Raw genomic sequence first — 14,781 nt, 5'->3', positions numbered from 1 at the left:
GCCCATGTTTAAAATCATCAAGCACATATTACTATTCCTATTCATTTCTTGTATCCATAAAAATGCTTCTGCTCAGCAAAATTGGAAGGATATAAATACCGTTGAAGAGGTTTGCACTTCCTACCCTGATGCCATTACATATATGCTCAACCAGTTCAATCTCGACTATCCAGGATTGGAGAAAGTGAAGTCGGCCCACGCTAGCGGAAACATCGTAAATGCCTGTAATGAACTACTGTTTTACTACAAAAATGGAGTAATGAATGCCGAGTTGCGAAAAGGGCTTCCAGAAAAATCCGATCGTACGGTAGCAGCGATGGATACCATTCTAACCAATGTTTTTGTTATACAGAATGTTCGGGGACAAGTCCCGTACTTGACCAATGGTCATCGCGACTGGTATTATAAAGGCCCTAATGACGATAAGGAATGGGCTTGGCTTTCAAATCGCCATAGTCAGTTAAGTGGTGTTTTCAACACCTATATGGAAACCGGCAACCCAAAATATGCACAATATCTAGATTTATTTTTAAAAGATTTTATAATCATGGGTAACCCTTATCCTGCGGTAAAAAGTAGCACTTCCGTATGGCGAGGGTTGGAGGTTGCTGCCCGAGCCAAGATATGGTCCAAAATATTTTATGGCTTATTGGAGAGCGAATATATTTCTCCGGCCACCCAATTATTACTGCTCAGTAGTCTGCCCGACCATGCCCATTATAACCGCAATTTTCACAGCAGCAATAATTGGCTCACTATGGAAATTTCTGCTTTGGCCACCGTGGCCGCCTATTTTCCTGAATACAAGAATTCTGAAGAATGGTTGGACTATGCCATAGAAACCATAACCCATAGTATGAAGGATCAGGTGTATTCAGATGGGGTACAAACCGAACTAAGTTCGCATTACCATAACGTCTCCTTAAACAATTTTGAACTTTTCAAGGAAATCTGTGACAGGGCCAATAGGAAATTGCCGGATTTCTACAACCGTACTATTGAGGCAATGTACGGCTACATTGCCCATATGGTGAGGCCTAGTGGTTTTAGGGTGTTGAACAATGACGGGGACAGGGGAAGCGATGTAAACCTTATATTGAAAGGAGCCAAAAAATTTGGTCATAGCGATTGGGAATACATTGCCACCAATGGTCAAGCAGGTAGTAAGCCCGAAGACGGTCCCTCCTATTTTTATCCTTGGGCAGGGCATTTTGTTTCCCGAAGCGACTTCGATAGGGATGCCCATTGGTCTTTTTTTGATATGGGACCCTGGGGCAGCGGCCATCAACATAATGACAAACTCCACCTTTCCGTTTCCGCCTATGGCAAAGATTTTTTGGTAGACTCTGGTAGATTTGCCTATACCGGGGAGGTAGCGGAAAAATTCCGTCCCTATGCCAAAAGCAGTGCTGCCCACAATCTATTACTGATCGACGGAAAGGGACAGCAAAATGGACCCAAACTTACGGACAAACCATTGGGCGAAGACCATTTTAAAATAGCGACGGGTTTTGATTATGCCTACAGTTCCTTTGATCAGTTTATGGATTTAGAAGGAACTGTGAAACATACTAGGGTGGTTTTTTATGTTCGTGGCGAATTTTGGGTGGTTGTGGACAACATAGAAACGGACAGGCCACGGAAAATTGATGCCCTCTGGCATTGGCACCCGGAAAATACCCTGGTAATGGACAGATCCATGGTAAGAACTGTTAACGAAAGGGGAAATTTGGCGGTTATTCCGATCAGCAAACAAAAGTTTGATATCCGACTCATTAAAGGGCAGGAAACTCCGGAAATACAAGCTTGGTATAGCCCCGAGTACAATTTGTACGAACCCAATACCACCAGCTCCTATAGCTGTGAAGTAAAGGGAAATACCACTTTCGTTTGGTTGCTAATGCCATCGGAAAAGGAAAACCTCAATATAAAAGCAAGGATAAAATCGGAAAATAAGGAGGGAATTACGCTTAGTGTATCGGCCAAAGAGCAGAAATGGCTGCTCAACATTCCTTTTTACCGTAGTGCGGATGCGGCAATGGAGAAATCACATTAGTGTGGTTTGGTAAATTCAGACTCAATAAACACCCTATTCAATTGGGAACTATTGCGTCAAATACGAGACAAATCGTAGTTGCTTTTTAAAGATTTGCTATATTGGGCGTATAAACGATGTAAGATCAATGATCGTACACAATTGTTCCAGACCATTAAAAATCTACAATGGAAAATCTAATTAATTATATACAATCAAGAATTACTTTAACTCAAAACGAGATCGATTTAATCAAAAAACATTTGGTTACTGAAGAAATTCCTGCTCAAACTAATCTTTTAAAAGCTGGAAACGTGGAGCGATATATCTATTATTTGGATACTGGAATTGTAAAAGGATATCAAAATATTGATGGAAAGATTGTAGTACAGCACCTTGTAGCGGATCAAGATTTTTTCACATCTCTAGACAGTTTTATGACGGAAACACCCTCCGTAGATTATTATGAAACTATCACGGATTGTAATCTTGTAAAAATATCAAAACCTGATTTTGATATCTTACAAGCGGAAACAAAATTCTGGACCATATTTGTCAAAGAAATAACCAATGAACATTTGAACTGCAAATTAGAGCGGGTTAAAGATTTTCAAATTTTAACGGCAAAAGAACGCTATCTAAAATTTGTAAATCAGTATCCAAAATTGGCTTTAAATGTATCTATTGACAATATTGCTTCTTTTCTAGGAATGGAACCTCAATCTCTAAGTCGAATTCGAAAACAAATCGCTTTCTAACAAATGTTATTTCTAACCTCTTAAATAGTCTCGAAATTTGCTCAAACAAAATATAAGAATTATGAGCAAAGAAATTTCATTGGTAACAGGAGGAAATGGACATTTGGGTAACAACTTAGTGCGACTATTACTTTCAGAAAATAAAAAAGTAAGAACAACTGTTAGAAATCTCAATAACGTAGAACCATTTAGAGGGTTGGATTGTGAAATTGTGCAAGCTGATATTACTGATAGAAAATCACTGAGAAAAGCATTTCAAGGAGTCACCAACTTATATGCTGTAGCAGCAAATTTCAGCATGTGGGCTAAAAATCCTAAAACTGAAATTTATGATAATAACCTGCAAGGAACACAAAATGTGTTTGATATTGCAAAAGAATGTGGCATCAAGAATATCGTATATGTAAGTTCAGTAGCCAGTTTAGATTTCACAAAATTACCCGGAAATGTGGACAATGGATATAATAAAGATCGAAGAAATTGGTATTATAATTCTAAAAATGACTCAGATAAGCTAGCATTGGAATTGGGAAAAAAATATGGCATCAAAACTGTCATAGTCTTACCTTCCGCTATGATTGGTTCCAAAGCTTATAACTTAAGTTATTCCAACAAACTTGTATTGCAAGTATTAAATGGGGAAATACCTGTAGACACCAATATAACTTTAAATTGGGTAGATGTAAAAGATGTAGCCATAGGAACGTACAACGCAATGACAAAAGGCAGAGATGGTGAAAGATATATTTTATCCAACGAGAAACATACTACATTACAAGAGAGTGTAAAAATAGCATCCGATTTATACCCTGAACTAAAATTAAAAATGCCTAAAACAGTCCCGAAATGTTTATTGTACTCTGTTGCTGGTTTAATGGAATTTAGCAGTAAAATTACTGGGAAAGAACCTCTATTACAGAGACATTATTTGGATATGTTTTATGATTTAAAACAAGATTATGACATTAGTAAATCAAGAGAAGAATTAGATTTTAATCCTAAACCTTCAAAAAAAGCTTTGGAAGATGCTCTGGAATATTTAAAAAACCATTGGGGGAAAAAGAAAACGGTACGGTACAATGAATAAAACAATCGCTGGTTAGGTATTGTATACCAGGGTTGTAGCCCGCCACAACTTTCTTGTAATTTAACAGAAAAGTGCCACGCAGTTAGCTACTATTCTTATACCAAACATTACTAGCAATTGAAATATTGACAAATGAAATGCCAATAATTCAGTCTTACCTTTATCAAAGGAGAAAATTCATTACTTTTAATATGGCCCGATTATGATGCGGTAAAATCCCAGGACTCCCGAAAGCATGGCAAGCCGGATTTCCCAGACCGAAATCATAGCCTTAACGCTGCAGGTTATTTTAATAAAGCTTTTCAACAGCAATGAAAAAGAAGTCGTGGATTTTAATCGGATTTATATTTATAAAATTTACACTTCAATATATTTTAATTAGTCCTGAATATGAATTGCATAGGGACGAATATCTTTACCTTGACCAAGCACATCATTTAGCTTGGGGTTATTTATCTGTTCCGCCTGTTACTTCTTGGATATCAAGTATAATTTATTTATTGGGTAATTCCGTGTTTTGGGTCAAGTTTTTTCCTGCCTTGTTTGGTGCTTTGACAATTATTATAGTATGGAAAACAATAGAAGAATTAAAAGGAAATCTTTACGCATTAATATTAGGGGCAACTGGTGTATTATTTTCCGCACTATTAAGATTAAACACCTTATATCAGCCTAGTTCATTGGACGTTTTATGTTGGTCATTCTTGTATTTTGTCATTGTTAAATATTTTAATACAGAAAATACCAAATGGCTTTTTGCTGCGGCACTCATTTTCGCTTTTGGATTTCTAAACAAATACAATATTGTTTTTCTAATTATTGGCCTCGTACCAGCAATTCTGTTTACCGACCAACGTAAAATATTTTTGAAAAAAGAATTATACCTCGCAATATTGTTGGGAGTGGTAGTTATTTTTCCAAATCTTTTTTGGCAATACAATAATGATTTTCCTGTTATTCATCATCTAGAAGAACTGGCAGAAACCCAGCTGGCGAATGTGGATAGAATTGGATTTTTAAAATCCCAACTTTATTTCTTTATAGGCTCTATATTGCCAATAATTTGCGCCATATATGCCCTGTTATTTTACAAACCTTTTCAAAAATATAAATCCTTTTTTTGGGCATTTTTTTTCACACTTACTGTTTTTATGTATTTCAGAGCTAAAGATTATTATGCCATTGGACTCTATCCCATCTATATTTCCTTCGGTTCAGTATTCCTTGCCGATTTTCTGAAAAACGGTTGGAAACAGAATTTAAGACCGATCGCATTAGCAATTCCAATATTATTCTTTATTCCAATTTATCAGATTGCTTTTCCAAATAAAAGTCCTGATTACATTGTCCAGAATTCAATTACCTACAAAAAATATGGCCTACTACGATGGGAAGACGGGAAAGATCATTCACTACCACAGGATTATGCGGATATGCTGGGATGGGAAGAGCTGGCAAGAAAAGTTGATTCAGTTTATATAAAATTGCCTAACGCCGACCAAACCCTTGTTCTGTGTGACAATTACGGGCAAGCGGGAGCAATTAATTACTACACAAAGCAACATATTAAAGCAGTTTCCTTCAATGCGGACTATGTTAACTGGTTTAATTTTGACCGACAATATATCAATCTAATCAGGATTAAATATCATGCAGAAAAAGATAACGAACTTATAGAAACCAGTCCGTATTTTAATCTCGCCTATGTGGCCGATTCAATTACAAATCCATATGCCCGGGAATTTAAAACATTAATATTTGCTTTTATAGGAGCTAAAGTCGATGTCAATAAAAGAATAAAAAACGAAATTGAGGAAACAAAAAACTACCGATAACGCTGCACAAAATTAACTAGCCCGACAGAGTCGTTTCCGCATGCCAATCTTTTTGGCATGGTCCCGGCCCAAATCGCAACGGGCGGGCATATTGGCAAGGGTGGACTCGCGAGTTGCTAATTCAAGCTGACTTATAAAAGTCCTCCCAACCCTAAAAGTGCGGCAACACATATTTTCTATTCGATTAATTTATAAATTAGTGTATCATACAACCCATGTATGCTCATAAAGCCATATTTATAAAATAGCAAATGCCATGAAAACTTTGAACAGTACATTTTTGCTTCGCTTTGCCATTGTAATTATTTTATTGGCACATAGTATTCCTGGTATGTTTAACAATGGCATAAACGATTTTGGGAATTTATTTTTAAACCAAATAGGGTTTGCTCCACTAGGAGTACCTATTGCTTGGTCTATCAAATTATCACATCTTGTTGCCGCCTTGTGCTTAATATTTGAAAAATTTATAAAATGGGCATGTATAGTAACCATTCTGGTACTAATTGCAGGAATAGTTCTGGTTCATTTTAAAGAAGGGTGGTTTGTTGTGGGTGCAGGTCGAAATGGGATTGAATTCAATTTTATATTGATTTTTGCTCTGCTGACTATAATGTTCCCCAATGGTCTTCATAAAAACATTTCCAATTTTAAGAGACACCACTAGAGAACATTAACCATTCATTGCTAACTTTCAATCAACACTCGAATATATCAGGCTAAACCTTGTGGCATATTCAAAACAATCTTTCAAAACAGAAAAATCATGCAGAAGATTATTTATTACGTAGCAAGTTCCCTTGATGGATTTATAACAGGAAAAAATGATGATATAAGTCAATTTATACTTCAAGGAAAAGGCGTTGAAAAATATTTGGCGGACCTTTCAAAATTTGAGACGGTAATTATGGGTAGAAGAACATATGAATTTGGTTTTCAATATGGTCTTCAGCCTGGACAACCTGCTTATCCAAATATGAATCACTACATTTTTTCCAATTCATTGAAAATCGACAACCTGTCCGAGTCTGTTAAAATTGAGAAACTGAGCGTTGATAGTGTCAATGAAATTCGACAAATCGCCAAAACTGACATTTATCTATGTGGAGGCGGACAGTTTGCAGGTTGGCTATTGGATAACGGGTTAATAGACCAATTGAAGCTTAAATTAAATCCGGTAGTGCTTGGAGGCGGAACAAAGTTATTCGGTTCTTCTTCTGCAAACGTTAGTTGGGAATTAACCGACAAAGAATCGTTTTCTGATGGACTTCAAATATTAACTTACGACAAGAAAATATAAAACCTACCCATCTCAACAATGAGTATACGTGATTAAAAAAATGAACATAAAATGAAAAGTAAATTTCCAATTCTAGAATCTGAAAGAGTAAGCTTAAGACAATTTGTGGCTTCGGATTTGGAAAATGTTTTTAAAGGGCTTTCGCACCCCGATATTATTAAGTACTATGGCATTAGTTTCGATAGTATAGAAGCAACGAAAGAACAAATGGTTTGGTTTGCCGACCTTGAAAAAAATGAAACCGGAATTTGGTGGGCCATTTACTCAAAAGAGGATGGCAGATTTCTTGGTGCAGGAGGATTAAACGATATGAGCATGGAACATAAAAAAGCAGAAATTGGCTTTTGGCTGCTGCCAGAAAATTGGGGAAATGGACTTATGACCGAAGCAATGCCCTTAATCCTTAATCACGCATTCAATAGTTTAGGTTTACATAGAATTGAAGGTTTTGTGGAAACCAAAAATGTGAATTGTAAAAAAGCTCTTGCAAAACTAAAATTCAATTGGGAAGGAACTATGCAAGACTGTGAAATTAAAAATGGAGAATTTATTAGTTTGGATATATACTCAAAAATAGTTGGCGAATAAAACGTCTAGCAACAAAGTGAATAAACATTGGATGTAAATATTAAACCAAAAATCTATGCAAATGCGCACCCGCTGTTAATGCAAATGTCCCACCCACGTTTAATACACTAACCATTGGCCATAATTATGAATAAAATTCATCTCCAAACAATAGCGGAAAAAGAGGCGAAAGAATTATTTAGCCTGATAAACAGAAATAAGGAAAGATTAGCTAGATATTTTCCCCTTACCTTAAAAAAGAATGAAAAAATTGGTTCGACTATCAATTATTTAAAGGAGTTAACGCAAAAAACAAAAAAGAAGGAAATTTATGCCTTGGGAATTTATTCCCAACAAGTTTTGATAGGTATGATGTTTGTTAAAAATATCGATTGGCGTGTTCCAAAATGTGAATTAGGTTATTTTATAGACAAGGCATATGAAGGAAAAGGAATAATGTCCATAGCAATTGATGAATCCATTAAATATTGCTTTGAAAATCTGAAGATGGAAAAAATATTTTTAAGAATTGGAACTGAAAATATTGCTAGTAAACGCGTAGCCGAAAAAAAAGGATTTGAATTGGAAGGAATATTGCGCAGAGAATTTAGATTGGAGACCAAGGAATTAGTAGATGTAGAATATTATGGAATATTAAAGACTCCTCCCAAGAATTCATAACCGCTTCTTGATCTAAAATTAGCAATTTAAAACCTGTAACGCATGGTTCTAGGAGACTGCTGTACTTAATTGCCAAAATAGATTGTATTAAATCTGAATTGGATTTGAAAATATTGTATTAAGTCACATCTTTGCGCCTCTTATGAAGAAAACCATCCTATTTATTTCAGCATTATCCGGAATATTCGCTAGCGCACAATCTTAGGTCAAATTATTTTCCCCATCAATAGCATCTACGGATTACTGAATAAGAAAGATAGAACCAATAGCTAGTTGAGATCTTAATTTGGTCCTCCCCTATTCCTAAGAAAAAACTTCTTGCTTTTTGTCCGGCACTATTCCTATCCTGTATAATCCTCCTAGACCTATAATCCTAACAGGCCTGAATTTCTAGATTCAATTGGGCAGGTTCGATATGTATTTACTAAATTAGTTACCAAAACATCGATATTAATTTTACACCAGCATTTTAGCGCCTATTGGATAAATGAAACTATTAAAACGCCTTTTGAAAATTTTCCTTGGGATTGTTGGTATGGTAATTATAGCTGCCATCATTGCATTGGGGCTGGACATATTGGGGACGAGTTATTTGAAAATCAAGAATGTGCCGGCTTCCAATAACACAACCTATCTTATAACCAATGTAAACATAATTCCAATGTTCCAAGATACTGTCTTGGCCAATAAAATGGTGTATATCCAAGATGGTATCATTAAAAGTATCTCCGAAAGCCTACCCAACAAAGAAGTAGAGATTGTTGATGCCCAAGGTAAATTTCTACTCCCCGGACTCATAGACATGCATGTGCACGTATGGGACAAATACGAACTTGGACTGTACCTTGCCAATGGTGTCACTGCGGTTAGAAATGTATGGGGTATACCAATGCATTTAAGGATCAAGGAAGATGTAAACAGTGACAAAATACTTTCCCCATACTTTTACACAACGGGGCCAAAGCTCACAGGGCCGGAATTTATAGGTGACGATAATTTAAATTTAACAAGTCCCAGTGAAGCTCAAAATAAAGTGATTTCCTATAAGGACAGAGGCTATGATTTTATTAAAACCTATTATGGATTGGATAGGGATATATTTGATGCTGTTGTAAAACAGGCTGGCATTTCCAAAATGGATATCGTTGCCCATCCTTCACAAAAAGTGCCCTTTTCATATCACTTAAACCCACAGATCAAATCTATTGAACACGCCGAAGAAATTGTGCAACAACCTTTGCAGTTCAATTTAGACACCATTAAACTACAACCTATAATCGATTCCATTTCCAATTCAAAACATAGCAGTTATTGCCCAACGCTAACGGTGTTCAACAATATTTACCAGATGATGATAAACGATTCCATTTTAGAGGCGGAACCCCTATCCTATATGAATCCACTCATCAAAAAAGTAGACAGTAAAAATCAGTTTAACCGCTGGCACAATGCCAAGATGGAAGATTCCAGTGTGGTGGATAGAATAAAAAATCAACACGATTTTCATTTGGAAATCGTTGCACAACTCCACAAGGCTGGGGTTCCAATTATATGTGGAACCGATGCAGGAATAGGAGTTACACTGCCTGGATTTTCAATTCATAAAGAACTTGCATTTTACAAAGAGGCAGGACTTTCCAATTACGAAGTTTTGAAAACGGCCACGGTAAATGCTGCTCAAACACATTCCATTATGAACCAATTGGGAACTATTGAAGAGGGTAAAGTAGCCAATTTGCTACTGGTAGATCATAACCCATTAATGGAATTATCCACATTGGAAAACCCTTCATCCATTTTTGTTAAGGGAAGGCAGATAAACAGAAAGACCCTCCTTTCCTTCAAAGAAAAGGCCAAGAATCGGAAAAATTTAATAGCCTCAGCACTGAGGTACTTGGAAAATTTGCTCATTGAAAAATAGATTATCGCACATAATTAACCTATAATCACAGCAGCCGGAAGGATTGTTGTTTACTATGAACAATTAAACAAATAAATAACCATGCAAATTACCTCCCAATACATGCAGGATGTACTCCACAAACTGTTCCTAAAATATAAATTGCCTCAGGAAAAGGCCAACTTGCTGGTCCAAACCTATACCGAGAACACCTTAATGTAATTTACTTCAGCATGAGATTCTAAGTACGACTCAAATAGCCTCAATGAGACAAATTTAAACTATTGTTTAAATTGTATCTCACCCTCAGTATTGTATAATACCTATCCTTGATTTCAAAGGGGTATTAATGGGATTTAATCGGTTCTGTTGATGTAATTTTCTTTTCATTCTTCAAACTCTTTTTACCCTTTACAGTAATCTTTAATGAGCCAAATTCAATATTAATATATAAGAATAGTGTATAAATGAACAATGCTATTCCAAACATTTCCATTCCCTCTTCTATGGTCATCAGAGTGATATATGCCCAATTTTCCTCGCCTCCAATAAAAGCAATCTTGGCAGTTATCATTTCAACACCAACACTGCCCATTATAAAAATCGCTCCTGACAATATCATATAATACCTCACCTTAGGCTGAAGAGCCATTACAAACTTAAAATATGTAGTACCTAGTACCAAAATCAGAATACCATATGGGATTACCCAACCATAATATAAAAATCCGGTAGTTTTGTACGATTTTTGAACCATTCCGGATAAATGTTCATGTATTACGCAAATTTCGTCAATACTTAGGAACATAAATAAAAGTCCAAGACCAATCCAGGATAAATATTTCTCATGAAGATCTTTCTTTTTCAAGGCAATTAAAATTAGTATTAAACCTGAAAGCATTAAGGCACATGCAGAATAAAAAGTAGGAACGGACATTTCATTATCCAAATAAAATAGCTTAACAAAAAAGTCGACAAATTTATTATCCACATAAAGTTGGAGTCCTTTTCCAAGGGTACTTAATACTATCAAGGTTGCTATGATAATACCCAAAAATCTTAGAACATATTTGGGGGATAACTTCTTCTTCATAAGTTTTTATTTACAATTCACCTAAAATTTAATCGCACATTTGGAGGTCTTGATGTCTGCTTTGGCAAACTTTATGGAAGCCTTTAAACTGATAGGTATTTCAAAACTTTTTCCAACTTCCTCTTCAATTTTAGCCTATTAATGATTGAAAAAACATACAACAAAACTCAAATGTAAATCAAATGTTAATCAAATGTTAATCAAATGTTAATCAAATGTAAACATTAGATAAAAAAATATGTAATAGTTCGGATTAAGGGTTCGTTTTATTTGTTGAAATTAATGGATCAGGTACTCAATCAATACATTCATACTTATAACATACCACTTTATAAATTTGTTAAATTGAACTTTCATTTACAAAGAGTAGTATTTTGAATGAAGTTAAAATGAGCATTAACCATCTCAATGGTATGCGATTACCATACTTAAAAGAATACGTACATTTATTCAGTAATTGTACCAAGATGAATTAGATTCGTATTAATCTCGACAACAAAAGCGAAGACACCAGTAATCACCCTTTAATTGAAAAAAAACATGCAAATTACCTCCAATCACATGCAGGATGTGCTCTACAAACTGTTCTTAAAATATAAGTTCACCCAGGAAAAGGCCCACTTGCTGGCCCAAACCTATACCGAGAGTACCTTGGCCGGGGTAAATTCACATGGGATAAACCGTGTACCTCTATTTCTGGAATATGTGGAAAACGGTAGCGTTAAAATTAATACAGAAGCGGAAAAAGTGGAGACATTTGGCAGTATAGAACGGTGGGATGGGAACTATGGCCCTGGCATCATCAATGCTACCAAGTGTACCAACCGGGCCGTGGAACTGGCCAAGACACATGGAATGGGACTAGTGGCTTTGCGCAATACCAATCACTGGATGCGCGGCGGCACCTACGGAAAACTGGCTGCGGATGAAGGTTGCATTTCTATCCTATTTACCAATACACAACCCAATATGCCACCTTGGGGCGGTAAGGACAGCCGAATTGGCAACAATCCGTTCATTGTATCCATTCCAAGGAAGGGCGGAAATGTGGTATTGGATATGGCCATTTCCCAATTCGCTTTCGGGAAGATCAACGACTATAAACTAAGGGGCAAAAAACTACCTTTTCCTGGGGGGTGGGATGCCAATGACGAACTGTCCAACGATCCCGAGAAAATTACGGTAAAGGAACGCGGTCTGCCCATTGGTTATTGGAAAGGTTCTGCCCTATCCATAATTTTGGATATGTTGGCCACCCTTTTGTCCGCCGGTAATTCTACATACAAGGTAGGGCAAAAAGATTTTGAAACCGGGATATCCCAGGTGTACCTGTGCATTTACCAAGAAGTTTTTAACGACAAGGCATTACAGGAAAAACTATTAAATGAAATTATTGACTATACCCATGACGTGGAACCCATGCAGGCCGGAGACAAAATTTATTATCCTGGGGAAAGGAGTGCCCTTACCCGGGAAGAAAACTTAAAGAGCGGAATGCCCGTTAGCGAAAGTGTTTGGGAAAGGATAATGGCACTGTCCGAATCATAAAAAATTAAGAATAAATATACCTTACAAGAAATGAATAAATCCACCATAGAAGAAATTAGGCAGCGGTTCGACAAGGATGTGGAGCGCTTCTCCAATTTGGATACCGGGCAACTTACCACTATTGACGCAAAAATTTCCTTGGAATTGATTACGGAAGCGGCCAAAAGAATTGCCCCCAATGCAGAGCAATTGCTGGACATTGGATGTGGCGCTGGAAATTATTCCTTAAAAATGCTCTCCAAGCTCCCCAACCTGGAATGTACTTTGGTAGACCTTAGTGGCCCCATGTTGGACAGGGCCTTCGAAAGGGTAACCGAACAGACCAATAAAAAGGTACATGTGGTAAAAGGAGATGTTAGAGAAGTATCTCTAAAGCAAAACCGTTACGATATCATTTTGGCAGGGGCCGTGCTGCATCATTTAAGGGACGATCATGATTGGGAAACAACCTTTAAAAAAATATATGGCCTGCTAAAGCCGGGAGGCTGCCTTATGATTTCGGACCTGATTACCCAGGACACCGAAATACTCAGTGAATATACCTGGGAAAGATATGGCGATTATCTGGAGGAATTGGGCGGAAAGGATTATAGGAAAAAAGTGTTGGATTATGTGGCCAAAGAGGATTCTCCAAGATCTATGAACTATCAACTGGACCTTATGAAAAAGCTGGGTTTCAGCAAGGTGGAGATATTGCATAAGAATATGTGTTTTGGAGCTTTTGGGGGCATAAAATAGGTGTTCTGTCCATTTACCGACAAAATGCATCTTTTTTACGTTGAAATGTATCTATAATCGTGCTGACAGATGCAACAATATTTTGCAGGAAGTTGTAAATTAATTGTCAAAAATTAAAGGGTATGACTTCAAATGTAAAATTCCGATGTATATACCTAATCCTTATTTCCTCGTTAGGACTTGTGTCCTGCGGGTCATCTACTTCTAAAACCATAGAGATAAAGGGGGTCTATGGGAATCCCAAACCCTTATGGGACAAAGGGTATAAGCTCAACGACCTTGGGGTTAATGCTATATTTGTCCACAATGGGTCCCTAAACGAGGACATGATAGTCCGGGCAAGGGCCGAAGGAGCCAGGGTATATGCCGAATTCGCCACTTTGAACGGCAAAGGTTATGTGGATACCCATCCAGAGGCTTGGGCCATAAATGAGAAAGGAGAAAGAGTTGAGTCCGCCACTTGGTTTATGGGAGCCTGCCCTACTGAACCCGGTTTTAGAAAATATCGTTTTGACCAGCTGCGGGACTTGCTTCTGGAGTATGATCTGGATGGGGTGTGGATGGACTATGTGCACTGGCACGCCCAATTTGAAGACCCGGAACCCATTTTACCGGAAACTTGCTTTTGCAAGCATTGTCTAAATAGCTTTTCAAAGGATAACAACATCCGTTTGCCGGATGCCACTACTCCTGAAAAGGCAGAATACATCCTTAAAAACCACGATGCTATATGGCGTAAATGGCGTTGCCAGGTTATTTACGATTGGACTTCCAATATGAAGAGTATTATGACCGAAATTAAACCCGATGCCCTTCTTGGTCTTTATCATTGTCCTTGGAACGATGAAGAATTTAATGGAGCCAGGGAACGGATTCTGGGATTGGATTACGATCTTTTAAAGAAAACCGTAGATGTTTTTTCGCCTATGGTCTACCATCAAAGAATGGGAAGAGACCCCAATTGGGTGCAGGAAAACATAGAATGGTTCAGCAACAAGATAGGTGCTGAAGATGGTGCCTACCCCAAAATATGGCCAATTGTCCAGGCCTATAATGAGCCGGGCATTGTTACCAATGAAGCCTTTGAAACGGTATTGCGGGGCGGACTAGCTGGGAAGTCGACCGGAGTCATGATGTTTACCACCCATGCCATAGCAGAGGATGAAGGTAAAACAGAGGTGATGAAAAAGGTGTATACTGAGGTCAGGGGAAAATCTCCTGAATAAATAATGAATTGGG

At 37.2% G+C, this 14,781-nt stretch carries 13 protein-coding genes; 12 read left to right on the top strand and 1 reads right to left on the bottom strand.

Annotation, left to right across the window (positions count from 1 at the left end; genetic code table 11):
- The first annotated feature begins 4 nt into the window (after window positions 1-4).
- From LV92_RS07435 to LV92_RS07395, 9 genes are all read left to right on the top strand, one after another.
- Complete coding sequence (locus LV92_RS07435; RefSeq protein WP_111623033.1) at window positions 5-2,056, top strand: alginate lyase family protein; 2,052 nt, start codon at window positions 5-7, stop codon at window positions 2,054-2,056.
- A 167-nt stretch (window positions 2,057-2,223) separates the two neighbouring features.
- Window positions 2,224-2,793, top strand: coding sequence for a Crp/Fnr family transcriptional regulator (locus LV92_RS07430; RefSeq protein ID WP_111623032.1), 570 nt, complete (start codon window positions 2,224-2,226; stop codon window positions 2,791-2,793).
- Between the two features lie 61 nt (window positions 2,794-2,854).
- A complete protein-coding gene (locus LV92_RS07425; RefSeq protein ID WP_211322943.1) occupies window positions 2,855-3,880 on the top strand; it encodes an NAD-dependent epimerase/dehydratase family protein in 1,026 nt (341 codons plus the stop codon).
- 311 nt (window positions 3,881-4,191) lie between these two features.
- The gene (locus LV92_RS07420) at window positions 4,192-5,715 is read left to right on the top strand and encodes a glycosyltransferase family 39 protein (RefSeq protein ID WP_111623031.1); all 1,524 of its coding nucleotides are present in this window, start codon (window positions 4,192-4,194) and stop codon (window positions 5,713-5,715) included.
- Between the two features lie 256 nt (window positions 5,716-5,971).
- Window positions 5,972-6,382: a DoxX family protein gene (locus LV92_RS07415; RefSeq protein ID WP_170126299.1), complete on the top strand. Its 411-nt coding sequence runs from the start codon at window positions 5,972-5,974 to the stop codon at window positions 6,380-6,382.
- Window positions 6,383-6,481: 99 nt separating this feature from the next.
- Entirely contained in the window at window positions 6,482-7,015 is a 534-nt protein-coding gene (locus LV92_RS07410; protein WP_111623030.1) for a dihydrofolate reductase family protein, read from the top strand.
- Between the two features lie 51 nt (window positions 7,016-7,066).
- On the top strand, window positions 7,067-7,603 hold the full coding sequence (locus tag LV92_RS07405) for a GNAT family N-acetyltransferase (RefSeq protein WP_111623029.1): 537 nt from the start codon (window positions 7,067-7,069) through the stop codon (window positions 7,601-7,603).
- 126 nt (window positions 7,604-7,729) lie between these two features.
- Window positions 7,730-8,263: a GNAT family N-acetyltransferase gene (locus tag LV92_RS07400; protein WP_111623028.1), complete on the top strand. Its 534-nt coding sequence runs from the start codon at window positions 7,730-7,732 to the stop codon at window positions 8,261-8,263.
- A 508-nt stretch (window positions 8,264-8,771) separates the two neighbouring features.
- Entirely contained in the window at window positions 8,772-10,184 is a 1,413-nt protein-coding gene (locus tag LV92_RS07395) for an amidohydrolase family protein (RefSeq protein WP_245946293.1), read from the top strand.
- A gap of 325 nt (window positions 10,185-10,509) precedes the next feature.
- Here LV92_RS07395 and LV92_RS07390 read toward each other — a convergent pair whose 3' ends face one another.
- Window positions 10,510-11,256 carry a hypothetical protein gene (locus tag LV92_RS07390; protein ID WP_111623026.1) on the bottom strand — a complete coding sequence of 249 codons (747 nt, stop codon included), beginning with the start codon at window positions 11,254-11,256 and terminating at the stop codon, window positions 10,510-10,512.
- Between the two features lie 528 nt (window positions 11,257-11,784).
- On the opposite strand from LV92_RS07390, the gene yiaK reads away from it, so the two are divergent.
- From yiaK to LV92_RS07375, 3 genes are all read left to right on the top strand, one after another.
- Window positions 11,785-12,804, top strand: a complete 1,020-nt coding sequence (gene yiaK / locus LV92_RS07385; protein ID WP_211322942.1) for a 3-dehydro-L-gulonate 2-dehydrogenase — start codon at window positions 11,785-11,787, stop codon at window positions 12,802-12,804.
- 30 nt (window positions 12,805-12,834) lie between these two features.
- Window positions 12,835-13,542, top strand: coding sequence for a class I SAM-dependent methyltransferase (locus LV92_RS07380; RefSeq protein WP_111623024.1), 708 nt, complete (start codon window positions 12,835-12,837; stop codon window positions 13,540-13,542).
- A 122-nt stretch (window positions 13,543-13,664) separates the two neighbouring features.
- Window positions 13,665-14,768, top strand: a complete 1,104-nt coding sequence (locus LV92_RS07375) for a hypothetical protein (RefSeq protein WP_111623023.1) — start codon at window positions 13,665-13,667, stop codon at window positions 14,766-14,768.
- Window positions 14,769-14,781: the final 13 nt, after the last annotated feature.

Origin of the sequence: Arenibacter echinorum, assembly GCF_003259375.1 — a bacterium.
GTDB classification, from domain to species: Bacteria; Bacteroidota; Bacteroidia; order Flavobacteriales; family Flavobacteriaceae; genus Arenibacter; species Arenibacter echinorum.
The sequence above is the reverse complement of the archived record's forward strand: the minus strand, read 5'-3'. Positions and strand labels throughout refer to the sequence as shown.